This window comes from Enterobacter sp. BNK-13 (genome assembly GCF_048685015.1).
Lineage (GTDB): Bacteria > Pseudomonadota > Gammaproteobacteria > Enterobacterales > Enterobacteriaceae > Enterobacter > Enterobacter quasiroggenkampii.
On the sequence record NZ_JBLQTP010000001.1, the window covers coordinates 460,771 to 485,429 of the forward strand.

Below are 24,659 nucleotides of genomic sequence, written 5' to 3' on the forward strand. Positions count from 1 at the left end.
TACAGGACATGAAATCAGATTCTCCGTCTTTTGAAGAACAACAGTTTACGCGCGCCCAGCATCGAATCAGTATTCGGCGGCTGCTCAATCGCGATAAAACGCCGCTGGCGATCCTGCTGGCCGCTGCCGTGGTGGGAACACTCGCCGGTCTGGTGGGCGTGGCATTTGAAAAAGCGGTTAATGCCGTGCTCAACTGGCGAGTGGGAACCGTGGCCGGTTTCGCCGACAGCCGATGGCTGGTCTGGGTTGCGGCGTTCGGGCTGTCGGCGCTGTTTGCCATGGTGGGGTATTTTCTGGTGCGTAAATTTGCGCCGGAGGCGGGCGGGTCCGGCATCCCGGAAATTGAAGGGGCCCTGGAGGAGCTGCGTCCGGTGCGCTGGTGGCGTGTCATCCCGGTGAAATTTATCGGCGGCATGGGTACGCTGGGCGCGGGGATGGTTCTTGGCCGGGAAGGGCCTACGGTTCAGATGGGCGGGAACGTCGGCCGCATGGTGGGCGATCTGTTTCGGATGCGCAGCGCCGAAGCGCGCCATACGCTGCTGGCAACCGGTGCGGCCGCGGGGCTGTCGGCGGCCTTTAACGCGCCGCTGGCGGGCATTTTGTTTATCATCGAAGAGATGCGCGCGCAGTTTCGCTACAACCTGATCTCCATTAAAGCGGTGTTTACCGGCGTCATTATGTCGAGCATCGTGTTTCGCCTCTTTAATGGCGAAGGGGCGGTCATTGAGGTGGGTAAACTGACCAACGCGCCGGTGAACACCCTATGGCTTTACCTGATCCTCGGCATGATTTTTGGCGTGGTGGGGCCGCTGTTTAATACCTTTATCTTACGCGCTCAGGATATGTTCCAGCGTATTCACGGTGGGAATACGACCAAATGGGTGCTGATGGGCGGCCTGCTGGGCGGAATCTGCGGCGTGCTCGGGTTTATCGAGCCGAATGCCGCTGGCGGCGGTTTCGGGCTGATCCCCATTGCGGCGGCGGGGAACTTTAGCGTGGGTCTGCTGCTGTTTATGTTTATCTCCCGCGTCATCACGACGGTGCTCTGTTTTTCCTCCGGCGCGCCCGGCGGGATATTCGCCCCGATGCTGGCGCTGGGAACCTTGCTGGGCACCGCGTTTGGTATGGCGGCGGAAGCGGGCTTTCCCGCCTATCACCTTGACGCCGGGACCTTTGCGGTGGCCGGAATGGGGGCGCTGCTTGCCGCCTCCCTGCGCGCGCCATTGACCGGGATCGTGCTGGTGCTGGAGATGACGGATAATTACCAGCTCATTTTGCCAATGATCATTACCTGTCTCGGCGCGACACTATTAGCCCAGTTCCTGGGTGGAAAACCGCTATACTCCACCATTCTTGCACGTACTCTGGCAAAACAAGAGGCGGAGCGGGCCGCAACGCAGAATACTTGAATGAATTACCAGGGTATTAGATAATGACACAAAGAATTGGGTGAATTTTACCCAATAGCAGTAGCAGTATTCATGGGAGCATAAGATGAGTGATGATGTAGCGTTGCCGCTGGAGTTTACCGAAGCAGCAGCCAACAAAGTGAAAACCCTGATTGCCGACGAAGACAATCCGGATCTGAAACTGCGTGTCTATATTACCGGCGGCGGCTGCAGCGGCTTCCAGTACGGTTTTACCTTTGACGATCAGGTTAACGATGGCGATATGACCATCGAGAAACAGGGCGTTGCGCTGGTGGTTGACCCGATGAGCCTGCAATATCTGGTGGGCGGTTCGGTGGATTACACCGAGGGTCTGGAAGGTTCGCGCTTTGTGGTCACCAACCCGAACGCAACAAGCACCTGCGGGTGTGGTTCTTCGTTCAGCATTTAAGCCTGAATGCGGATTGTAGGCCCGGTAAGCGAAGCGCCACCGGGCTTATAAACGACGCCTATCTTGAATTTTCATCCAGCGCAAACGTCGGCAGCTTCAGGTGCCAGCGTATCGCCGCTAAACGTATCACCAGCGTCACGACCATCCCCAGCATCGCGGCGTTTTCCAGCGGAAGGGCAAACGTGTAGTACGCTGTCGCGTGGACAATGCCCCCCGCAATACAGGCCGTTGCGTAAATTTCAGTACGCAGGATCATCGGCACCTCACGCGCCAGAATGTCGCGAATGATCCCGCCGCCTACGCCGGTTAATACGCCCATGCAGATCGCCACCATCGGACCGGTGCCCGCATTAAACGCCTTATTGACGCCAATACCGACAAACACGGCCAGACCGACGGCATCCAGTACCGGCAATATCCATTTTGGTAATCGGCGGGGCTGGCGAACCAGCACAATGGTTAACAGGCAGGTGACCATCGCGACCACCAGATCGGTCGGATCTTTCACCCAAAACACCGGGCCATTCGCCAGCGCCATATCGCGGATTGTCCCGCCGCCCACGGCGGTCACCACGCCTAGTACCAGCACGCCAAACGGGTCCATGCGTAGTTTTCCGGCGAGCAGGACGCCGGAGATAGCAAAAACGGCTGTGCCAAGAATATCCAGCCAATAAACGAGCATCGTTAAATCCTCGAAAAGGGTCTTATGTTAGTGACTCTCTGCCAGCGCGGCACAGAGCTGTTTTGCGGCGAGGATAATACGCGGGCTGGCGCGTTCAAACCAGTCGCTGTTGAGGGGTATTACCGGTATTTTTAGCTGCTTTTGCCAGAATTGCTCAATTTTGGGAATTTCACTCGCATTTCCGACCACGACGATGGCCTGTGGCTGGCGCGCCAGAACCTGCTCACGGCTTACCTGAGGCCACGGCACCCGGCTGGCTGCAAAGATGTTTTCACCGCCACAGACTTCCAGCACCTGGTTTTGAATCGACCCTTTTCCGGTGGTGAACAGCGGCTGGCTGCCAAACTGCAGGAAGATGCGCTTTTTAACTGGGGTATCGTATCGGGATTTCAACGCGGCATAGTCGCTCAGCATCTGTTTCGCCGCAGCCTCGGCTTTTTTGGGCGTAGGGCTATAGGGTGCCAGGGCGCGTAGCGCCTGAGCGACCTGTTCAATGCTGACGGCATCAATCCACATGACCTTTATGCCAAGGGAAGTGAGCTGGTTGACCTGCCGCTCGGCGTTGCCGCCACGCCAGGCCAGCACGAGATCCGGTTTCAGCGCCACGATGCGCTCAAGGTTCATCCCTTGCCAGGTGGCCACTTGCTCAATCCCCGCGGCCTGCGGCGGATAATCGGAAAAGCTGCTCACGCCGACGGGCGTAATGCCGGCGGCAAACGCCAGCTCCGTATTGGCGGGAGAGAGCGTAATCACGCGCGGTACAGCATAGAGCCACAGCGGGGCGAGCAGAAGCAGGGCGGCAAGCGCCCTGAGGGTATGTTTAACCACGTGCCAGATTCTGCACCAGGCGTTCCACCATCACGGTGGACTGTTTTGCCGCAACGGTCAGGAACTCGTCGAAGCTGATGTGGGACTGCTGGTCAGCCACGTCAGAGATGGCGCGAACCACCACGAACGGTACGTTGAAGTTATGGCAAACGTGCGCAATCGCAGTCGCTTCCATCTCAACGGCCACCGCCTGAGGGAAGTTATGACGGATTTTCGCCAGACCCACGGAACCATTGATGAACGCGTCACCGCTGACAATCAGACCGCGTACCGCGTTGAGGTTGAGCTCCGCAATGCAGGTCTCTGCCGCCGCAATCAGTTTGTCGTCCGCTTTAAACCCTGCCGGGCAGCCCGGAAGCTGGCCGTACTCGTAACCGAACGCGGTGACGTCAGCATCGTGGTAACGCGCTTCGTCGGAAACAACGATGTCCCCCACCTTCAGCGTCGGCGCCAGGCCGCCCGCAGAGCCGGTATTCACGATCACGTCCGGCTTGCAGCGCTCAAGCAGCAGGGTGGCACCCAGCGCCGCAGCGACTTTACCGATGCCTGATTTCAGCAGAGCCACGTCAACACCGTTTAGCTGACCGGTATAGATCTCACAACCCCCCAGAGAGAGGGTCTGACGGTTCTCAATTTTGTCACGCAGGAGCGTAACTTCTTCTTCCATTGCACCAATAATGCCGATTTTCATAGATTTACTCGCGATGTGCCTTGTTAAGATGCATAGTCTATCATGCGGTTAAGGGGAAACGCATTCTCACGCGGGGGAGCACATGTCACCAATCGATTTTCGCACCAAAATTAACTGGCACCGACGTTTCCGTTCGCCGCAGGGCGACAAGAGCGAACATGAGATCCTGCGTATCTTCGAAAGCGATCGCGGGCGGATCATTAACTCGCCCGCCATCCGCCGTCTGCAGCAAAAAACCCAGGTCTTTCCGCTGGAGCGTAACGCCGCGGTGCGTACGCGCTTAACCCACTCTATGGAGGTGCAGCAGGTCGGGCGCTATATAGCTAAAGAGATTTTGAGCCGTCTCAAAGAGCAGCGCTTACTGGAAACCTATGGTCTGGACGAGCTGACGGGGCCTTTCGAGAGTATCGTTGAGATGGCCTGCCTGATGCATGACATCGGCAACCCGCCTTTCGGTCATTTTGGTGAGGCGGCAATCAATGACTGGTTTAAACAACGGCTCTACCCTTCGGATGCGGTAAGCCAGCCGCTGAGCGACGACCGCTGCATCGTACGCGATTTACGCCTGCGAGAAGGCGAAGAGGGGCTGAACGATTTGCGCCGCAAGGTGCGCCAGGATCTCTGTCATTTTGAGGGCAACGCGCAGGGGATCCGGCTGGTCCACTCCCTGATGCGTATGAACCTGACCTGGGCACAGGTCGGCTGCATTCTGAAATATACGCGCCCCGCGTGGTGGATGGGGGAGACGCCCGCGTCCCACAGTTATTTAATGAAAAAACCGGGCTATTATCTTTCCGAAGAGGCCTATATTGAACGGCTACGTAAAGAACTTTCATTGACGCCAAACGGCCGCTTTCCATTGACCTGGATTATGGAAGCCGCCGATGATATTTCCTATTGCGTGGCCGATCTGGAAGACGCGGTTGAGAAAAGAATCTTCAGCGTCGAGGAGCTTTATCAGCATCTTTATACGGCCTGGGGCACCCATGAAAAAGGCTCGCTGTTTGCGCAGGTTGTCGAAAATGCCTGGGATAAATCGCGCTCAAATACATTAAGCCGCAGTACGGAAGACCAGTTCTTTATGTATTTGCGGGTCAATACATTAAATAAGCTGGTGCCGTACGCGGCGTCGCGCTTTATTGATAATTTGCCGCTGATTTTCAGCGGGGAATTCAACCATGCGCTACTGGAAGATGACAGCAGTTTCAGCCAGCTCCTCGAGCTTTATAAACATGTGGCGATGCGGCATGTCTTCAGCCATCCGGATGTCGAACAGTTAGAGCTGCAGGGCTACCGGGTGATCAGCGGGTTACTGGAAATTTATGCCCCGCTGCTCCAGCTGTCCGTTGACGAATTCAGCGAGCTGGTGGAACACGAGCGCGTGCGCCGCATCCCCATCGAATCCCGACTTTATCAGAAACTCTCTACCCGACACCGTCTGGCGTATGTCGAAGCGATTGGCAAGCTGGATCGTCATTCTCCCCAGTGGCCGGTGATGGAATATTATTATCGCTGCCGTCTTATCCAGGACTATATCAGCGGCATGACGGATTTGTATGCCTGGGATGAATATCGCAAGCTGATGGCGGTGGAATAACGCCTGAGTTTTGTAAAGACGGCCAATAAATTTTTACCTTTTCCATAAACTTATCGCCGGAACTAAGCGGTATAAAACGAATCTGAGTTACACAGCAATTTTGCGTTACCTGTAAATCGAGATTGAGAAACATGAAAAAAACCACATTAGCAATGAGTGCACTGGCTCTGAGTTTAGGTTTAGCGCTGTCTCCTCTGACTGCTACTGCAGCCGAGACCGCGTCGTCGGCAGCAACCGCGCAGCAGATGCCAAGCCTGGCACCGATGCTCGAAAAAGTGATGCCATCGGTGGTGAGTATTAACGTTGAGGGTAGCACGACCGTCAATACGCCGCGCATGCCGCGTAACTTCCAGCAGTTCTTTGGCGACAACTCGCCGTTCTGCCAGGACGGTTCGCCATTCCAGAGCTCTCCGTTCTGTCAGGGCGGTGGCGCAGGGGATGACAGCCAGGGCGGCGGCCAGCAGCAGAAATTCATGGCGCTTGGCTCGGGGGTAATCATTGATGCAGCGAAAGGCTACGTCGTTACCAACAACCACGTTGTCGATAACGCGAACAGCATTAAGGTTCAGCTGAGCGATGGCCGTAAGTTTGACGCCAAAGTGGTCGGCAAAGACCCGCGTTCTGACATCGCGCTGATCCAGATTCAGGATCCGAAAAACCTGACGGCGATTAAAATTGCCGACTCCGACGCGCTGCGCGTGGGCGACTATACCGTGGCGATCGGTAACCCGTTCGGTCTGGGTGAAACCGTGACCTCGGGTATCGTCTCTGCGCTGGGCCGTAGCGGCCTCAATGCCGAGAACTATGAGAACTTCATCCAGACGGATGCGGCGATCAACCGCGGTAACTCCGGCGGTGCGCTGGTCAACCTGAACGGCGAACTGATCGGTATCAACACCGCGATCCTTGCCCCGGACGGCGGCAACATCGGTATCGGTTTTGCTATCCCAAGTAACATGGTGAAAAACCTGACCGCGCAGATGGTGCAGTATGGCCAGGTGAAACGCGGTGAGCTGGGTATCCTGGGTACGGAACTGAACTCCGAGCTGGCGAAGGCGATGAAGGTTGACGCCCAGCGCGGGGCATTCGTCAGCCAGGTGATGCCGAACTCCTCTGCCGCTAAAGCGGGCATTAAAGCGGGGGATGTGATCACCTCCCTGAACGGTAAACCGATCAGCAGCTTTGCCGCCCTGCGTGCGGAAGTCGGCTCTATGCCTATCGGCAGCAAAGTGACCCTTGGTCTGCTGCGCGACGGTAAAGCGGTTAACGTGAGCCTGGAGCTGCAGCAGAGCAGCCAGAATCAGGTGGACTCCAGCACCATCTTCAGCGGGATTGAAGGTGCCGAGATGAGCAACAAAGGCGCAGACAAAGGCGTGGTGGTGAACAACGTGAAGGCGAATTCACCGGCAGCCCGTATCGGCCTCAAGAAAGGCGATGTGATCATGGGCGCTAACCAGCAGCCGGTGAAAAATATCGCTGAACTGCGTAAAATTCTCGACAGCAAGCCTTCCGTGCTGGCGCTGAATATCCAGCGTGGTGATACCTCTATTTACCTGCTGATGCAGTAATCCTCTGAAGCCCCTGTTCGCAGGGGCTTTCTCGTTTCTGTGACCCTTCCCACAAGTCCATACTTCTTCTTCTCTCTTTGTGCATTCGCACAATGCAGCCGTCGCTGAACATCCCTATGCTTGAGCTCTGCTCACAGGAGGGTTCTATGGCTGGCTGGCATCTTGATACCAAAATGGCGCAGGATATCGTGGCGCGCACCATGCGCATCATTGATACCAATATCAACGTAATGGATGCCCGCGGGCGCATTATTGGCAGCGGCGATCGCGAGCGTATTGGGGAATTGCACGAAGGCGCGCTGCTGGTGCTCTCCCAGGGGCGCGTGGTCGATATCGACGATGCGGTAGCGAAACACCTGCACGGCGTCCGTCAGGGCATCAATTTACCGCTGCGCCTCGAAGGCGAGATTGTGGGGGTCATCGGTCTCACCGGCGAGCCCGAGTCACTGCGAAAATACGGTGAGCTGGTCTGCATGACGGCGGAGATGATGCTCGAGCAGTCGCGCCTGATGCATCTGCTCGCTCAGGACAGCCGCCTGCGTGAGGAGCTGGTGATGAACCTTATTCAGGCGGAAGAGCATACGCCTGCGCTCAGTGAATGGGCGCAGCGTCTGGGGATCGATCTGAACCAGCCGCGCGTGGTAGCGGTGATTGAAGTCGATAGTGGCCAGCTGGGCGTAGACAGCGCGATGGCCGAACTGCAGCAGCTGCAAAATGCGCTGGCGACGCCGGAGCGCGATAACCTGGTGGCGATCGTTTCTCTGACGGAAATGGTGGTGCTCAAACCAGCGCTTAATGCGTTCGGCCGCTGGGATGCGGACGATCATCGTCGTCGCGTGGAGCTGCTGATCGCCCGAATGAAGGAGAATGGCCAGCTGCGTTTTCGCGTTGCGCTGGGCAACTACTTTACCGGGCCGGGCAGTATCGCCCGCTCCTGGCGTACCGCACGCACCACCATGATGGTGGGCAAGCAGCGAATGCCGGAGAGCCGCAGTTATTTTTATCAGGACCTGATGCTGCCGGTGCTGCTCGACAGCCTGCGCGGTGGCTGGCAGGCCAATGAGCTGGCGCGGCCATTGGCGCGCCTGAAAGCCATGGACAATAACGGCCTTCTGCGCCGGACCCTGCAGGCGTGGTTCCGTCATAACGTGCAGCCGCTGGCGACGTCAAAAGCGCTGTTTATCCACCGCAATACCCTGGAGTATCGATTAAACCGAATTTCAGAGCTGACGGGGCTGGATCTGGGGAATTTCGACGACAGGCTACTGCTGTATGTGGCGCTGCAGTTGGACGAGCAGAGATGACTGAGTGCGGTCTGGTGCCCTCACCCCATCCCTCTCCCACGGGGAGAGGGCGCAAACACTAAAAACGGCAATCAAGGATTGCCGTTTTGCTTTTACTTCCGGGTTAACTTCTCAAGATCCGCTTCAATCTCGCTGATCTTATTGGTAACAACGCTTTCAAGGTGACGCAGGTCGTCAAGGATCTTGCGCTTGAGATCGACTTCGGTGCGGTCGCGCTGGCAGATCTGATCGAGTTCATCGATCACATAGCGCAGGTTAGGGCTGATTTCCTGTACTTCTTTGTATCCCTGTCCTACACCGTCAGCAACAACGGTCTTACGCTGGCGTGGGTATTTAAACTTCACGCTTTTGGCGAAAAACTCTCCTTTGTCCTTGTGAAAATAGATTTTCAAAATATCGTTATTGGCTTCCTGGCGGAGGCTGTAACGATCAATTTCATCAGGATTGGTAATGCCCAGACTTTTCAGATTATCGTACATAGCGGTACCCTTGATCTCAACATAACCTTTGAATAATTAACGAAAAAATCTATTTTCGCCACCCTCAGATATAAAAAAAGCGGGGTTGCCCCCGCTTTTTGTTATACCCGATTAATCGATGGTGCGCAGCAATTCGTTGATGCCCACTTTACCGCGCGTTTTTGCATCCACTTTCTTCACGATAACCGCACAGTACAGGCTGTATTTGCCATCTTTTGACGGCAGGTTGCCGGAAACCACCACGGAGCCCGCCGGAACGCGACCGTAATGCACTTCACCGGTTTCACGGTCGTAAATACGGGTGCTCTGGCCGATGTAAACGCCCATGGAGATCACGGAACCTTCTTCCACGATCACGCCTTCCACCACTTCAGAGCGCGCGCCGATGAAGCAGTTATCTTCGATGATGGTTGGGTTAGCCTGCAGTGGCTCCAGAACACCGCCGATGCCCACGCCGCCGGACAGGTGAACGTTTTTACCTATCTGTGCGCAGGAACCAACCGTTGCCCATGTATCCACCATGGTGCCTTCATCAACGTAGGCACCGATGTTCACGTAGGATGGCATCAGCACGGTGTTGCGTGCGATGAAGGCACCCTGACGCACCGCCGCAGGCGGCACCACGCGGAAACCTTCTTTCTGGAAACGCGCTTCGTCGTAGTCAGCGAACTTCATTGGCACTTTATCGAAGTAGCGGCTTTCTGCTCCGTCGATAACCTGGTTATCGTTGATGCGGAAAGAGAGCAGCACGGCTTTCTTCAGCCATTGATGAGTGACCCACTGACCGTCGATTTTTTCTGCCACGCGCAGCGCGCCGGAATCCAGCAGGGAAATCACCTGGTTTACCGCTTCACGGGTCACGGTATCCACATTTGCCGGGGTAATCTCGGCGCGACGCTCAAAAGCGGACTCAATAACGTTCTGTAACTGCTGCATTGTTTACTCTTTCCATTTCACTAAAAAACATATCACCCTTTATCGTTTGGATTGAGGGCTGCTGTCAACCGTTGTTGCACTTCAAGCTGCAGGTCATTATTAAGGGCACGCCGGTCGGCGGTGGCGATTATAAATAAATCTTCTACTCGTTCGCCAATCGTTGTAATTCGGGCCCCATGAAGCGAAATTCCCAGATCGGCAAAAACCTGGCCGACGCGGGCGAGCAGCCCTGGCTGGTCGAGCGCGATCAGCTCCAGGAACGATTTACGATCGGTGTGGGTGGGCAGGAAATTGACTTCGGTATCCACGGTGAAGTGGCGCAATTTCGCCGGCTGGCGACGCGGCTGCGGGGGTTGCCAGCTGCGCTGGGTGATCGCCTGCTCCAGACCAAAACGTATCCCTTCATGCCTGTCCGACGACAGCGGGCTGCCGTCCGGCTCCAGCACGATAAAGGTGTCCATTGCCATGCCGTCGCGGGTGGTGAAAATCTGCGCGTCGTGCACGCTCAGGTTACGCCTGTCCAGCTCGGCGCAGACCGCAGCAAACAGATAAGGGCGGTCCGGGCTCCAGATGAAAATCTCCGTCCCGCCGCGGGTGGCCTGCGGGCTCAGCAGGATCATCGGCTGGGACAGATCGTGCTTGAGCAGATGCCGCGCGTGCCACGCAAGCTGGTTTGGGCTATGGCGGACAAAATAGTTGGCGCGGCAGCGGGCCCAAATCTGATGTAGCGCCTCTTCATCAATGTTATCCATCCGCAGCAGCGCCAGCGCCTGCAGCTGGTGGTGACGCACGCGCTCGCGCATATCCGGCGTGTTCTGCATCCCGCGACGCAGCTGTTTTTCGGTGGCGAAGTACAGCTCGCGCAGCAGGCTTTGCTTCCAGCTGTTCCATAACGTTTCGTTGGTGGCGCAGATATCGGCCACCGTCAGGCAGACCAGATAGCGCAGGCGGTTTTCCGTCTGGACCTCTTCGGCGAACTGTTTTATGACTTCCGGGTCCTGAATGTCACGGCGCTGGGCGGTGACCGACATCAGCAGGTGATGGCGCACCAGCCAGGCCACCAGCTGCGTTTCACGTGAGTTCAGGCCGTGCAGCTCGGCAAATTTCAGCACGTCCTGCGCGCCGAGCACCGAGTGGTCGCCGCCACGGCCTTTGGCGATGTCGTGGAACAGGGCGGCAATCAGGATCAGCTCCGGATGGGTCAGGCGCGGCCACAGCTCGACGCACAGCGGGTGGCGGGAGCGCGTCTCTTCTTTCGCAAAGCTTTCCAGCTTGAGCATCACGCGGATCGTGTGTTCATCCACCGTGTAGGCGTGGAACAGATCGAACTGCATCTGCCCGACAATGTGCGACCACTGCGGCATATAGGCCCACAGCACGCTGTGACGGTGCATCGGCAGCAGGCCGCGGCTGACGGCACCCGGGTGGCGGAGCATGCTCAGGAACAGCGAACGGGCTTCCGGGATATAGCACAGCGGCTCCGTCAAATGGCGGCGCGCGTGGCGCAGATGGCGCAGGGTGGTGGAGTAGATCCCGGTGATGGTGCTGTTGCGCACCATGGTATAGAACATCCGCAGAATCGCTTCCGGCTCGCGGATAAACAGCGTTTCGTCGCGCAGATCGATAAGCGTGCCGCGCAGCTGGAATTCGTCATCAATCGGGCGCGGCTTTTCGTCGGCCGTCAGGGCCAGAATGGCCTCGTCGAACAGCTGCAACAGCATCTGGTTCAGCTCGGTCACCCGGCGGGTGACGCGGAAGAAATCCTTCATCATGTGCTCAACCGGCTCGTTACCCTCGCCCTGGTAATTCAGGCGCTGCGCCACGCTGAGCTGGCGGTCAAACAGCAAACGGTTATCGTAGCGCGTAACTTCCAGATGCAGGGCAAAGCGGATGCGCCAGAGCAGGTGCAGACACTCGTTGAGCTCGTTACGCTCCGCCTCGGTTAAAAAGCCGAAGCCAACCATTTCGTCCAGCGAGGTGGCGCCAAAATGGCGGCGGGCGACCCACTGTAGCGTGTGGATGTCGCGCAGGCCGCCGGGGCTGCTTTTAATATCGGGTTCAAGGTTATAGCTGGTGCCGTGGTAGCGCTGGTGGCGCTGGTTTTGCTCCTCGACCTTCGCGGCGAAGAACTTTTCTGACGGCCAGAAGCCGTCGCTGAAGATGTGTTTTTGCAGCTCCAGGAACAGCGCGACGTCGCCAATCAGCAGGCGGGTTTCAATCAGGTTGGTGGCGACGGTCAGGTCCGACAGCCCTTCCAGCAGACACTCTTCCAGGGTACGCACGCTGTGGCCGACTTCCAGCTTTACGTCCCAGAGCAGGGTCAGCAGCTCGCCGATTTTTTGCGCCTGTTCGTCCGGCAGCTTTTTGCGGCTTAAGATCAGGAGATCGATATCGGAAAGCGGATGCAGCTCACCGCGGCCATAGCCTCCGACGGCAACCAGCGCAACATCGCTGATTTGTCCAAACCCATAATCGATCCACAGACGCTGCAGCAGTTGGTCGATAAATTCGGTGCGCGCCTCAATCAGCTGTTCTGCCGATATGCCCGCATCAAATGCGCTGCCCAGCCAGCGGTGAAAGACATCCATGTGCGCCTTGATGCCGGCACAAGTCAGCTCGTGCTGCGGCCAGACGCCCGGGTTATCGGGCTGGTCGGGGAGGGTGGGAAGAGCTGTGTTAGCATACTGTTCGGGTAAAAGATTACTCATCGTGCGCCACCCATAAGAAAAAGCTATAGCCATTAAAAAAGCCGGCATTTGCCGGCTTTTTATCATTCGTCGTGCGTCAGTATCGCCGGGATGGTGTCATCCTTGCGCAACGTCATAATTTCGCAGCCGTTGTCTGTTACCACAATAGTATGCTCGTACTGCGCAGACAAGCTTCTGTCTTTGGTTTTCACCGTCCAGCCGTCTTTCATGGTACGGATGCGGTAATCACCCGCGTTGACCATTGGCTCAATGGTAAAGGTCATGCCTTTTTGCAGCACCACGCCGCCGTCATCGGCATCATAGTGCAGAACCTGCGGCTCTTCGTGGAAGACGCGACCAATGCCGTGACCGCAGTACTCGCGCACCACGGAGAACCCTTCTGCTTCGACAAATTTCTGGATTGCCGCGCCGATGGTGCGCAGGCGAATACCCGGTTTCACCATTTTCAGCGCCAGGTAGAGGCTTTCCTGGGTAACTTTGCACAGACGCTCGCCAAGAATGGTCGGCTTGCCAACGATGAACATTTTTGAGGTGTCACCGTGGTACTCGTCTTTAATGACGGTCACGTCGATGTTAACGATGTCGCCGTCTTTCAGCAGTTTTTCATCGTCCGGAATACCGTGACACACCACTTCATTAATAGAGATGCAGACGGATTTCGGGAAACCGTGGTAGCCGAGGCAGGCGGAAACCGCGTGCTGCTCGTTCACGATATAGTCGTTACAGATGCGGTCCAGTTCACCGGTGCTGACGCCCGGCTTCACGAACGGCTCGATCATTTCCAGCACTTCCGCGGCCAGACGACCGGCGATGCGCATCTTTTCAATTTCTTCAGGTGTCTTAATAGAGATAGCCATGTAATCTGTCCATCGGTGTCGATTTTTTCGACAATACTAGTCTAAGTGTCGTCAATGGTATCAGTCAGGCACGCTTCGTGCCAAATTGAGAATCATTAACAGCACACTCCGCCAACAACTGTTGGTTTCTGGTCGTGTTTTGTGGTATAAAGCGCGCCGGACTTCCGATCCATCTCAGATACACAGGCTGGACGGGAGCGACAAATCTCACTTTGTGTAACAACACACACGTATCGGCACATATTCCGGGGTGCCCTCGGGGTCGGTAATATGGGATACGTGGAGGCATAACCCCAACTTTCAATATAGAGGTTTTAAACATGGCAACTGTTTCCATGCGCGACATGCTCAAGGCTGGTGTTCACTTTGGTCACCAGACCCGTTACTGGAACCCGAAAATGAAGCCTTTCATCTTCGGCGCACGTAACAAAGTTCACATCATCAACCTTGAGAAAACGGTACCAATGTTCAACGAAGCCCTGGCTGAGCTGAACAAGATCGCTTCCCGTAAAGGTAAGATTCTGTTCGTTGGTACTAAGCGCGCTGCAAGCGAAGCTGTGAAAGATGCTGCTAACAGCTGCGACCAGTTCTTCGTGAACCATCGCTGGTTGGGCGGCATGCTGACCAACTGGAAAACTGTTCGTCAGTCCATCAAGCGCCTGAAAGATCTGGAAACCCAGTCTCAGGACGGTACTTTCGACAAGCTGACTAAGAAAGAAGCGCTGATGCGCACTCGTGAACTGGACAAGCTGGAAAACAGCCTGGGCGGTATCAAAGATATGGGCGGCCTGCCAGACGCGCTGTTCGTAATCGATGCAGACCACGAGCACATCGCAATCAAAGAAGCTAACAACCTGGGTATCCCGGTATTCGCTATCGTTGATACCAACTCCGATCCGGACGGTGTTGACTTCGTTATCCCGGGTAACGACGACGCAATCCGTGCTGTTAGCCTGTACCTGAGCGCTGTAGCTGCTACCGTTCGTGAAGGCCGTTCCCAGGATCTGGCTTCTCAGGCGGAAGAAAGCTTCGTAGAAGCTGAATAATAAGGTTTTACCCCTTATTAGTACCGTGTATGAATAGGGGCCCATTACCGGCCCCTTTTTTCAATTTACACTGTTTGGCCCCCGGCCGGGCAGTTCACATCTCCCGAGGATTTAAGAATGGCTGAAATTACCGCATCCCTGGTAAAAGAGCTGCGCGAGCGTACTGGCGCAGGCATGATGGATTGCAAAAAAGCGCTGACTGAAGCGAACGGCGACATCGAGCTGGCAATCGAAAACATGCGTAAATCCGGTGCGATCAAAGCAGCTAAAAAAGCAGGCAACGTTGCTGCTGACGGCGTGATCATCACTAAAATCGACGGCACCTACGGCATCATTCTGGAAGTTAACTGCCAGACTGACTTCGTTGCTAAAGATGGTGGTTTCCAGGCATTTGCTAACAAAGTTCTGGACGCAGCGGTTGCTGGCAAAATCACTGACGTTGAAGTTCTGAAAGCACAGTTCGAAGAAGAACGTGTTGCGCTGGTTGCTAAAATCGGTGAGAACATCAACATCCGTCGCGTTGCTTCTCTGGAAGGCGACGTTCTGGGCTCTTACCAGCACGGTGCACGTATCGGTGTTCTGGTTGCGGCTAAAGGCGCTGACGAAGAGCTGGTTAAACAGCTGGCAATGCACATCGCTGCAAGCAAGCCAGAATTCGTTAAGCCAGAAGACGTGTCTGCTGAAGTGGTAGAGAAAGAGTACCAGGTTCAGCTGGACATCGCGATGCAGTCTGGTAAACCAAAAGAAATCGCAGAGAAAATGGTTGAAGGCCGCATGAAGAAATTCACCGGCGAAGTTTCTCTGACTGGCCAGCCATTCGTTATGGATCCAAGCAAGTCTGTTGCTCAGCTGCTGAAAGAGCACAACGCTGACGTAACTGGCTTCATCCGCTTCGAAGTGGGCGAAGGCATCGAGAAAGTTGAGACTGACTTCGCAGCAGAAGTTGCTGCAATGTCCAAGCAGTCTTAATGATTGAAAAGGAGCCGCCTGAGGGCGGCTTCTTTTTGTCACCCGTCACAGGAAATCAGACAGGCTCCAGTATCGCTGTACTGATTTGCGGCATATCATGTCGCCAGAATTAACCCCCATCTTAATCGTTGACAGTCTCAGGAAAGAAACATGGCTACCAATGCAAAACCCGTGTACAAACGCATTCTGCTTAAGCTGAGTGGCGAAGCGCTGCAGGGATCGGAAGGCTTCGGTATTGACGCAAGCATCCTTGATCGCATGGCACAGGAAATCAAAGAACTGGTCGAACTGGGCATCCAGGTTGGCGTGGTCATTGGCGGTGGCAACCTTTTCCGTGGTGCTGGTCTGGCGAAAGCGGGGATGAACCGCGTTGTGGGCGACCACATGGGTATGCTGGCAACCGTGATGAATGGCCTGGCGATGCGTGATGCGCTCCATCGCGCCTATGTGAACGCCCGCCTGATGTCCGCGATCCCCCTGAATGGCGTATGCGATAATTACAGCTGGGCAGAAGCTATCAGCCTGCTGCGCAACAACCGCGTGGTGATCCTCTCCGCCGGTACGGGTAACCCGTTCTTTACGACCGATTCCGCTGCCTGCCTGCGCGGTATAGAGATCGAAGCTGATGTGGTACTGAAAGCGACCAAAGTCGATGGCGTGTTTACTGCCGACCCGGCAAAAGATCCGTCTGCAACCATGTACGATCAGCTGAGCTACAGCGAAGTGCTGGATAAAGAGCTGAAAGTGATGGATCTTGCCGCCTTCACGCTGGCTCGTGACCACAAACTGCCGATTCGTGTCTTCAACATGAACAAACCTGGCGCACTGCGTCGCGTGGTCATGGGCGAAAAAGAAGGCACTTTGATCACGGAATAATTTCCGTTGACGATAAATACAGGTAAGATTCCGCTTTATTTTGTAGTGGTATCTTACCCGGGCGCGCCTTTGGCGTTGTCATGAATTAAACGCGACTATACTTAGCACACCTGTAGCGCTGTGCTGGCGGATAGTCTGCCTGAGACAAGTTTTCAAGGATTCGTAACGTGATTAACGACATCAGAAAAGATGCTGAAGTACGCATGGAAAAATGCGTAGAAGCGTTCAAAACCCAAATCAGCAAAATCCGTACTGGCCGTGCTTCCCCAAGCCTGCTGGATGGCATCATCGTCGAGTACTACGGTACGCCAACCCCTCTGCGTCAGCTGGCGAGCGTGACGGTAGAAGATACCCGTACGCTGAAAATCAACGTATTCGATCGTTCTATGGGCCCGGCGGTTGAGAAAGCGATCATGGCGTCTGACCTCGGTCTGAACCCAAGCTCTGCGGGTGCTGACATCCGCGTTCCACTGCCACCGCTGACCGAAGAGCGTCGTAAAGACCTGATCAAAGTGGTGCGTGGCGAAGCTGAGCAGGGTCGTGTCTCCGTGCGTAACGTTCGCCGCGACGCGAACGATAAAGTCAAAGCGCTGCTGAAAGAAAAAGAGATCAGTGAAGATGACGATCGTCGTTCCCAGGACGACATTCAGAAAATGACTGACGCTGCCATCAAGAAAATTGATGCGGCGCTGGCAGATAAAGAAGCGGAACTGATGCAGTTCTGATTTCTGTCGTACACTGATAAACGCCGTTCAGAGAGACTTAGGGTCTTGCTGGCGGCGTTTTGCTTTTATCTGGTCTAACTTTTCGGGCATCTCATGAAGCATTTAACACTCCTCGGCTCAACCGGCTCTATCGGTTGCAGTACTCTCGACGTCGTTCGCCATAATCCTGAACTTTACACCGTGACAGCGCTGGTGGCCGGTAAGAATGTGCAGCGAATGGTTGAGCAGTGCCTGGAGTTTACGCCCCGCTATGCGGTGATGGATGACGAAGAGAGCGCGCGCCTGCTGAAAGCACAGCTGCTTGAGAAGGGCTGCCGAACCGAGGTGCTGAGTGGTCAACAGGCAGCCTGCGAGATGGCGGCGCTGGATGACGTGGATCAGGTGATGGCGGCCATCGTCGGGGCGGCAGGATTATTGCCGACGCTTGCCGCGATTGATGCCGGTAAGGACGTTCTGCTGGCCAATAAAGAGTCGCTGGTGACCTGCGGACGCCTGTTTATGGAGGCGGTGAAGCAGCACGAGGCGCGTCTTTTGCCTGTCGACAGCGAGCACAACGCGATTTTTCAGAGTTTACCGCAACCTTTTCAACAGAACCTGGGGTACGCTGACCTGGAGCAGAATGGCGTCGTGTCTATTCTGCTTACCGGGTCTGGTGGCCCGTTCCGTGAAACGCCACTGTCTGAACTGCGTGCCATGACGCCGGATCAGGCGTGCCGTCATCCGAACTGGTCGATGGGGCGTAAAATCTCCGTTGACTCTGCCACCATGATGAACAAAGGTCTGGAATACATTGAAGCGCGCTGGCTGTTCAATGCGTCAGCGAAACAGATGGAAGTACTGATTCACCCACAATCGGTGATTCATTCGATGGTGCGTTATCAGGATGGCAGCGTGCTGGCGCAGTTGGGCGAACCGGATATGCGTACGCCAATTGCCCATTCCATGGCGTGGCCGAATCGAGTGAAGTCCGGCGTGAAGCCGCTTGATTTCTGCAAGCTAAGTTCCCTGACGTTCAGTGAGCCAGACTACGACCGTTACCCTTGTCTGAAGCTTGCGATGACGGCCTTTGACCAGGGGCAGGCGGCGACAACGGCACTGAATGCAGCCAATGAAATTACCGTTGAAGCATTTCTGAATCAGCAAATTCGTTTTACCGATATCGCGGCGTTGAATTTAGCGGTACTGGAGATGATGGATTTGCGCGAACCACAGAGCGTGGAAGAGGTGCTGGCGGTGGATGCAGCTGCGCGTAATATTGCGCGCCAACAGGTGACACGTCTCGCAAGCTGGTGATAAAGCAACCACTAGTCGTCGTGCTATTTGTTAGCGTTGGGCTTCAGTGATATAGTCTGCGCCACCTGATCGCAGGTATTTGACTTTACGTGGTCAGGTGAGCCGTGGTTTTACACGGCTTTTTTATGTATCGGCTTCAGTATTCCTGAGTACCGTTAAATCCTTTTCAGGGACAAAAAACGCGTTATGTTGTCTGCGAATCAACCAATAAGCGAAAACTTGCCAGCGCATGGCTGCCGTCATGTAGCAATCATTATGGATGGCAATGGCCGCTGGGCGAAAAGACAAGGGAAAATACGAGCCTTTGGGCATAAAGCTGGGGCGAAATCTGTTCGCCGCGCCGTTTCTTTTGCCGCCAATAACGGCATTGATGCGTTAACGCTCTATGCTTTTAGCAGTGAAAACTGGAATCGACCACTGCAGGAAGTGACTGCGTTGATGGAATTGTTTGTGTGGGCGCTAGACAGCGAAGTAAAAAGCCTGCACCGCCACAACGTCCGCCTGCGTATCATTGGCGATACCAGTCGTTTTAACTCACGTTTGCAGGAACGGATTCGCAAAGCAGAAGCGCTGACGGAAAATAATACCGGACTGACGCTGAATATTGCGGCGAATTACGGCGGACGCTGGGATATTATCCAGGGCGTTCGGCATCTGGCCGAACAGGTTCAGGAAGGGCTGTTGAGACCCGACCAAATTGATGAAGAGGCGCTGAGCAAGCAAATCTGCATGAATGAACAGGCACCTGTGGATTTGGTAATTAGGACAGGGGGGAACATCGCATAAGTAACTTTTTGATATGGCAAATTGCCTATGCTGAACTTTACTTTACGGATGTTCTTTGGCCCGATTTTGATGAACAAGACTTTGAAGGTGCGCTGCATGCCTTTGCCAATCGAGAGCGTCGTTTCGGCGGCACCGAGCCTGGTGGCGATAACGCCTGATGGGGGTAGCTTTTGCTGAAGTATCGCCTGATTTCCGCTTTTGTATTAATACCCATTGTCATTGCGGCGCTGTTTTTACTGCCCCCGGTGGGATTCGCTATTGTTACGCTGGTGGTGTGCATGCTCGCCGCGTGGGAATGGGGACAGTTTAGCGGCTTTACCTCGCGCACGCAGCGAGTATGGCTTGCGGTACTGTGTGGCTTTATTCTGGCCATAATGCTGTTTACGTTGCCTGAATATCATCATGATATTCATCAGCCCCTGGTGGCCGGTTCCTTGTGGATATCGTTGGCCTGGTGGGTGGCCGCGCTGTTGCTGGTGCTGTTTTATCCCGGCTCCGCGGCGTTATGGCGTCATTCAAAAGTGCTGCGACTGATTTTTGGTTTGCTCACCATTATTCCTTTTTTCTGGGGTATGGTTGCGCTGCGCGCCTGGCACTACGACGAAAACCACTACAGCGGTGCGATCTGGCTGCTTTATGTGATGATTCTCGTCTGGGGGGCTGACTCCGGGGCCTATATGTTTGGTAAACTGTTTGGCAAACATAAGCTGGCGCCGAAGGTTTCTCCGGGCAAAACCTGGCAAGGATTCATCGGCGGTTTGTTTACGGCCGCGATCATCTCCTGGGGCTACGGCGTCTGGGCGAATCTTGAAGTGGCACCGTCAATACTGCTGGTGTGCTCGATTTTTGCTGCGCTTGCCTCCGTGCTCGGTGATTTAACCGAAAGTATGTTCAAGCGTGAAGCAGGGATTAAGGACAGTGGACACCTGATTCCAGGGCATGGCGGTATACTGGATCGCATTGATAGCCTGACAGCGGCTGTTCCCGTGTTTGCGTGTTTGCTTTTACTGGTATTCGGGACGATTTAACGGAAGGTTTTATGCTGAGCATTCTCTGGAATCTGGCGGCGTTCATAGTTGCACTGGGTGTACTGATTACCGTGCATGAATTTGGCCATTTCTGGGTTGCTCGCCGCTGTGGTGTGCGCGTAGAGCGGTTTTCCATCGGTTTTGGTAAGTCACTCTGGACGCGCACCGATCGCCACGGCACGCAATTTGTCATCGCCCTTATCCCGCTGGGCGGCTACGTCAAAATGCTCGACGAACGCGTCGAGCCTGTCGCGCCTGAGCTGCGACACAGCGCATTCAACAATAAAACCGTTGGACAACGCGCCGCCATCATCGCTGCCGGACCGGTAGCCAACTTCATCTTTGCGATTTTCGCTTACTGGCTGGTGTTTATCATCGGCGTCCCTGGCGTACGTCCGGTGGTCGGTGAAATTGCCCCCAACTCCATCGCGGCGAGTGCGCAAATTACATCCGGGATGGAACTTAAAGCGATTGATGGTATCGAAACCCCTGATTGGGATGCCGTGCGACTGCAGCTGGTTGCTAAAATTGGCGATCCGCAGACCACCATCAGCGTATCGCCGTTTGGGTCAGACGCCCGTCAGGACAAAGTGCTCGATTTACGTCACTGGCGTTTCGAGCCGGACAAAGAGGATCCCGTCGCTGCGCTGGGCATTCGTCCACGCGGCGCACAGATCGAGCCGGTATTAGCCGAAGTCCAGGCCAACTCGGCGGCGAGCAAAGCGGGTTTGCAAGCAGGCGACAGGATCGTTAAAGTCGATGGTCAACCATTAACAGAGTGGATGACCTTTGTTACTCTGGTGCGCGATAATCCGGGTACGTCTCTCGCGCTGGAAGTTGAAAGGCAGGGCAGTCCGCTTTCGCTGACGCTGATCCCGGATACGAAGTCGGTCGGCAAGAAGGCAGAAGGGTTTGCAGGCGTTGTGCCAAAAGTGATCCCGCTGCCAGATGAGTACAAGACAATACGCCAGTATGGGCCGTTCAGCGCCATCCTTGAAGCCACGGATAAAACATGGCAACTGATGAAGCTGACGGTCAACATGTTGGGGAAATTGATAACCGGTGATGTGAAACTGAACAACCTCAGTGGGCCAATTTCGATTGCTCAGGGGGCTGGGATGTCAGCGGAATTCGGGGTGATTTACTATCTCATGTTCCTCGCGCTCATTAGCGTGAACCTTGGGATAATCAACCTGTTCCCGCTTCCCGTTTTAGACGGGGGTCATCTGCTGTTTTTAGCGATTGAAAAGCTAAAAGGCGGACCGGTATCCGAGCGAGTTCAAGACTTTAGTTATCGCATTGGCTCGATTTTGCTGGTGCTGTTAATGGGGCTTGCACTTTTCAATGATTTCTCTCGGTTGTAAGAGAGTTAGTTAGGAAGAACGCATAATAACGATGGCGATGAAAAAGTTGCTCATAGCGTCGCTGCTGTTTAGCAGCGCCACCGTATACGGTGCTGACGGGTTCGTAGTGAAAGACATTCATTTCGAAGGCCTTCAGCGTGTCGCCGTTGGTGCGGCCCTCCTCAGTATGCCTGTGCGCCCCGGCGATACGGTTAATGATGATGATATCAGTAACACCATCCGTGCTCTGTTTGCCACCGGCAACTTTGAGGATGTCCGCGTCCTGCGCGATGGTGATACGCTGCTGGTACAGGTAAAAGAACGTCCAACGATCGCCAGTATCACTTTCTCCGGCAACAAGTCGGTGAAAGATGACATGCTCAAGCAAAACCTTGAAGCATCCGGTGTTCGTGTGGGGGAGTCTCTGGACCGCACAACCCTTTCAGACATTGAAAAAGGTCTGGAAGACTTCTACTACAGCGTCGGTAAATACAGCGCCAGCGTGAAAGCGGTTGTTACTCCGCTGCCACGTAACCGTGTTGACCTGAAGCTGGTCTTCCAGGAAGGTGTTTCTGCGAAGATCCAGCAGATCAACATTGTCGGCAACCACGCGTTCAGCACCGACGAACTGATCTCCACCTTCCAGCTGCGCGATGAAGTGCCATGGTGGAACGTGGTGGGCGATCGTAAATACCAGAAACAGAAACTGGCGGGCGACCTTGAAACCCTGCGCAGCTACTATCTGGATCGTGGTTACGCGCGTTTCAATATCGACTCGACTCAGGTGAGTCTGACGCCGGACAAGAAAGGCATCTACATTACGATCAACATCACTGAAGGCGATCAGTACAAGCTTTCGGGTGTTGAGGTAAGTGGTAACCTGGCGGGGCATTCTGCTGAAATCGAATCGCTGACCAAAATTCAGCCAGGCGATCTCTATAGCGGTTCCAAGGTCACCAAAATGGAAGACAGCATTAAGAAGCTGCTCGGCCGTTATGGTTATGCCTATCCGCGCGTACAGACTCAGCCGGAAATCAATGACGCGGATAAAACCGTTAAGCTGCACGTGAATGTTGACGCGGGTAACCGTTTCTACGTGCGTAAGATCCGCTTCGTCGGTAACGACACCTCCAAAGACTCCGTTCTGCGTCGCGAAATGCGTCAGATGGAAGGCGCATGGTTAGGTAGCGATCTCGTTGATCAGGGTAAAGAGCGTCTGAACCGTCTGGGCTATTTTGAAACGGTGGACACCGACACCCAGCGCGTACCGGGCAGCCCGGATCAGGTTGATGTCGTTTATAAAGTGAAAGAGCGTAACACCGGTAGCTTCAACTTCGGTGTGGGCTACGGTACCGAAAGCGGCGTCAGCTTCCAGGTCGGCGTGCAGCAGGATAACTGGCTGGGTACGGGTTACTCTGTCGGAATTAACGGTACCAAAAACGACTACCAGACTTACTCTGAGTTCTCTGTAACGAACCCATACTTCACCGTTGACGGTGTGAGCCTGGGCGGTCGTATCTTCTATAACGACTTTAAAGCAGACGATGCGGATCTGTCCTCGTACACCAACAAGAGTTACGGTGTGGACGGTACGCTTGGCTTCCCGATCAACGAATACAACACCCTGCGTGCGGGCTTAGGTTACGTGCATAACGACCTGTCCAATATGCAACCGCAGGTGGCGATGTGGCGTTATCTGGATTCTATTGGCCAGTCAGCGAGCACCACCAGCGATAATAACGGTTTTGCGGCGGATGACTTCACCTTCAACTACGGCTGGACCTATAACCGTCTCGACCGTGGCTACTTCCCAACGGAAGGTTCTCGCGTCAACCTGAACGGTAAAGTCACCGTGCCGGGCTCCGATAACGAGTTCTATAAGGTGACGCTGGATACCGCGTCCTACTTCCCGATCGACGACGATCATAAGTGGGTGGTTCTGGGTCGTACCCGCTGGGGCTATGGTGATGGTTTAGGCGGCAAAGAACTGCCGTTCTATGAAAACTTCTATGCCGGTGGTTCCAGTACCGTTCGTGGCTTCCAGTCCAACAACATTGGTCCGAAAGCGGTTTACTACGGCGGGAACGACAAAGATAACTGCGATAAATCCGCCACAGATGCAAACGGTAATAAAAATGTCTGTAGCTCCGATGACGCAGTCGGCGGTAATGCTATGGCCGTTGCCAGCCTGGAGTTCATCACTCCAACGCCGTTTATCAGCGATAAATACGCGAACTCCGTCCGTACGTCCTTCTTCTGGGATGCGGGCACGGTGTGGGATACCAACTGGCAGAATACGGCCCAGATGCGTGCGGCAGGTGTTCCTGACTACAGCGATCCGAGCAATATTCGCATGTCTGCCGGTATCGCATTACAATGGATGTCACCGCTGGGGCCGTTGGTCTTCTCTTACGCCCAGCCGTTTAAGAAATATGATGGAGATAAGTCGGAGCAATTCCAGTTTAACATTGGTAAAACCTGGTAATAATCCGCAGCAAAGGAATGCGTTGGCAGTGTAGCGCTGACAACTGGCGATCGGTAAAACGATCGCCTTGCCACGCAAAGAACGGTACCTTCTGGTGCCAATGGGATGGTAAGGAGTTAATTGTGAAAAAGTGGTTATTAGCTGCAGGTCTCGGTTTAGCGATGGCAACTTCTGCTCAGGCAGCAGACAAAATTGCAATCGTCAACATGGGTAATTTGTTCCAGCAGGTTGCACAGAAAACAGGTGTTTCTGCGACTCTGGAAAACGAATTCAAAGGCCGTGCAAGCGAACTGCAGGGTATGGAAAACGATCTTCAGTCCAAAATGCAGCGTCTGCAGCGTGATGGTTCTACCATGAAAGCAAGCGACCGCAGCAAGCTGGAAAAAGACGTAATGGCTCAGCGCCAGACGTTCTCCCAGAAAGCGCAGGCTTTCGAGCAGGATCGTCAGCGTCGTTCTAACGAAGAACGCGGCAAGCTGGTGACTCGCATTCAGACCGCTGTTAAAGCAGTGGCTGCCGATCAGAGCATCGATCTGGTTGTTGATGCGAACGCCGTTGCTTTCAACAGCAAAGATGTTAAAGACATCACTGCTGATGTTCTGAAACAGGTTAAATAAGT

21 protein-coding genes and 1 pseudogene are annotated in these 24,659 nt (G+C 54.7%); 15 read left to right on the forward strand and 7 right to left on the reverse strand.

Going from position 1 to position 24,659, the window contains the following annotated elements:
- Positions 1 to 8 precede the first annotated feature (8 nt).
- Positions 9 to 1,409 carry a H(+)/Cl(-) exchange transporter ClcA gene (clcA, locus tag ACMGGQ_RS02110; RefSeq protein ID WP_420289536.1) on the forward strand — a complete coding sequence of 467 codons (1,401 nt, stop codon included), beginning with the start codon at positions 9 to 11 and terminating at the stop codon, positions 1,407 to 1,409.
- 85 nt (positions 1,410 to 1,494) lie between these two features.
- Positions 1,495 to 1,839 (forward strand): iron-sulfur cluster insertion protein ErpA, encoded by a 345-nt coding sequence (gene erpA, locus ACMGGQ_RS02115; protein ID WP_013095643.1) that lies wholly within the window; start codon positions 1,495 to 1,497, stop codon positions 1,837 to 1,839.
- 58 nt (positions 1,840 to 1,897) lie between these two features.
- On the opposite strand, the gene ACMGGQ_RS02120 is transcribed toward erpA, so the two are convergent.
- The 3 genes from ACMGGQ_RS02120 to mtnN are packed head-to-tail and all read right to left on the reverse strand — an operon-like array spanning position 1,898 to position 4,040.
- Positions 1,898 to 2,521: a TRIC cation channel family protein gene (locus ACMGGQ_RS02120; protein ID WP_045907828.1), complete on the reverse strand. Its 624-nt coding sequence runs from the start codon at positions 2,519 to 2,521 to the stop codon at positions 1,898 to 1,900.
- Positions 2,522 to 2,548: 27 nt separating this feature from the next.
- Complete coding sequence (gene btuF, locus ACMGGQ_RS02125) at positions 2,549 to 3,349, reverse strand: vitamin B12 ABC transporter substrate-binding protein BtuF (RefSeq protein ID WP_262751066.1); 801 nt, start codon at positions 3,347 to 3,349, stop codon at positions 2,549 to 2,551.
- Entirely contained in the window at positions 3,342 to 4,040 is a 699-nt protein-coding gene (gene mtnN, locus ACMGGQ_RS02130) for a 5'-methylthioadenosine/S-adenosylhomocysteine nucleosidase (RefSeq protein WP_008501920.1), read from the reverse strand. Before mtnN ends, btuF begins: the two co-directional genes overlap by 8 nt.
- Positions 4,041 to 4,122: 82 nt before the next feature.
- Here mtnN and dgt point away from each other — a divergent pair, with 82 nt between their 5' ends.
- The 3 genes from dgt to cdaR all read left to right on the forward strand — a co-directional run bounded on the left by dgt (position 4,123) and on the right by cdaR (position 8,509).
- Complete coding sequence (gene dgt, locus ACMGGQ_RS02135; protein ID WP_063620833.1) at positions 4,123 to 5,637, forward strand: dGTPase; 1,515 nt, start codon at positions 4,123 to 4,125, stop codon at positions 5,635 to 5,637.
- Positions 5,638 to 5,768: 131 nt separating this feature from the next.
- Positions 5,769 to 7,205 carry a serine endoprotease DegP gene (degP, locus tag ACMGGQ_RS02140; RefSeq protein WP_025756813.1) on the forward strand — a complete coding sequence of 479 codons (1,437 nt, stop codon included), beginning with the start codon at positions 5,769 to 5,771 and terminating at the stop codon, positions 7,203 to 7,205.
- Between the two features lie 146 nt (positions 7,206 to 7,351).
- A complete protein-coding gene (gene cdaR, locus ACMGGQ_RS02145; RefSeq protein ID WP_045907831.1) occupies positions 7,352 to 8,509 on the forward strand; it encodes a DNA-binding transcriptional regulator CdaR in 1,158 nt (385 codons plus the stop codon).
- A 92-nt stretch (positions 8,510 to 8,601) separates the two neighbouring features.
- Here the strand turns inward: cdaR and ACMGGQ_RS02150 are convergent, their stop codons facing one another.
- The 4 genes from ACMGGQ_RS02150 to map form a co-directional block, all read right to left on the reverse strand.
- Positions 8,602 to 8,988 carry a DUF3461 family protein gene (locus ACMGGQ_RS02150; protein WP_014168696.1) on the reverse strand — a complete coding sequence of 129 codons (387 nt, stop codon included), beginning with the start codon at positions 8,986 to 8,988 and terminating at the stop codon, positions 8,602 to 8,604.
- A 111-nt stretch (positions 8,989 to 9,099) separates the two neighbouring features.
- Positions 9,100 to 9,924: a 2,3,4,5-tetrahydropyridine-2,6-dicarboxylate N-succinyltransferase gene (gene dapD / locus ACMGGQ_RS02155; RefSeq protein WP_008501915.1), complete on the reverse strand. Its 825-nt coding sequence runs from the start codon at positions 9,922 to 9,924 to the stop codon at positions 9,100 to 9,102.
- 32 nt (positions 9,925 to 9,956) lie between these two features.
- On the reverse strand, positions 9,957 to 12,632 hold the full coding sequence (glnD, locus tag ACMGGQ_RS02160) for a bifunctional uridylyltransferase/uridylyl-removing protein GlnD (RefSeq protein WP_053077067.1): 2,676 nt from the start codon (positions 12,630 to 12,632) through the stop codon (positions 9,957 to 9,959).
- A 62-nt stretch (positions 12,633 to 12,694) separates the two neighbouring features.
- Complete coding sequence (map, locus tag ACMGGQ_RS02165) at positions 12,695 to 13,489, reverse strand: type I methionyl aminopeptidase (RefSeq protein ID WP_045907833.1); 795 nt, start codon at positions 13,487 to 13,489, stop codon at positions 12,695 to 12,697.
- A 320-nt stretch (positions 13,490 to 13,809) separates the two neighbouring features.
- On the opposite strand from map, the gene rpsB reads away from it, so the two are divergent.
- From rpsB to skp, 10 genes and pseudogenes are all read left to right on the forward strand, one after another.
- Positions 13,810 to 14,535, forward strand: coding sequence for a 30S ribosomal protein S2 (gene rpsB, locus ACMGGQ_RS02170; RefSeq protein WP_013095653.1), 726 nt, complete (start codon positions 13,810 to 13,812; stop codon positions 14,533 to 14,535).
- Between the two features lie 117 nt (positions 14,536 to 14,652).
- Complete coding sequence (tsf, locus tag ACMGGQ_RS02175) at positions 14,653 to 15,504, forward strand: translation elongation factor Ts (RefSeq protein WP_014830708.1); 852 nt, start codon at positions 14,653 to 14,655, stop codon at positions 15,502 to 15,504.
- 150 nt (positions 15,505 to 15,654) lie between these two features.
- A complete protein-coding gene (gene pyrH, locus ACMGGQ_RS02180) occupies positions 15,655 to 16,380 on the forward strand; it encodes a UMP kinase (protein ID WP_008501910.1) in 726 nt (241 codons plus the stop codon).
- Positions 16,381 to 16,547: 167 nt separating this feature from the next.
- A complete protein-coding gene (gene frr, locus ACMGGQ_RS02185) occupies positions 16,548 to 17,105 on the forward strand; it encodes a ribosome recycling factor (RefSeq protein WP_008501909.1) in 558 nt (185 codons plus the stop codon).
- A 93-nt stretch (positions 17,106 to 17,198) separates the two neighbouring features.
- Positions 17,199 to 18,398 carry a 1-deoxy-D-xylulose-5-phosphate reductoisomerase gene (ispC, locus tag ACMGGQ_RS02190; RefSeq protein ID WP_395299811.1) on the forward strand — a complete coding sequence of 400 codons (1,200 nt, stop codon included), beginning with the start codon at positions 17,199 to 17,201 and terminating at the stop codon, positions 18,396 to 18,398.
- Positions 18,399 to 18,584: 186 nt separating this feature from the next.
- Positions 18,585 to 19,342: pseudogene (gene ispU / locus ACMGGQ_RS02195) on the forward strand ((2E,6E)-farnesyl-diphosphate-specific ditrans,polycis-undecaprenyl-diphosphate synthase).
- Between the two features lie 12 nt (positions 19,343 to 19,354).
- Positions 19,355 to 20,212, forward strand: coding sequence for a phosphatidate cytidylyltransferase (gene cdsA / locus ACMGGQ_RS02200; RefSeq protein WP_045907836.1), 858 nt, complete (start codon positions 19,355 to 19,357; stop codon positions 20,210 to 20,212).
- A gap of 11 nt (positions 20,213 to 20,223) precedes the next feature.
- Positions 20,224 to 21,576: a sigma E protease regulator RseP gene (rseP, locus tag ACMGGQ_RS02205; protein WP_111967247.1), complete on the forward strand. Its 1,353-nt coding sequence runs from the start codon at positions 20,224 to 20,226 to the stop codon at positions 21,574 to 21,576.
- A 31-nt stretch (positions 21,577 to 21,607) separates the two neighbouring features.
- Positions 21,608 to 24,040, forward strand: a complete 2,433-nt coding sequence (bamA, locus tag ACMGGQ_RS02210; RefSeq protein ID WP_048028440.1) for an outer membrane protein assembly factor BamA — start codon at positions 21,608 to 21,610, stop codon at positions 24,038 to 24,040.
- Positions 24,041 to 24,162: 122 nt separating this feature from the next.
- Positions 24,163 to 24,657, forward strand: a complete 495-nt coding sequence (gene skp, locus ACMGGQ_RS02215; RefSeq protein WP_045907838.1) for a molecular chaperone Skp — start codon at positions 24,163 to 24,165, stop codon at positions 24,655 to 24,657.
- The last annotated feature ends 2 nt before the right edge of the window (positions 24,658 to 24,659 follow it).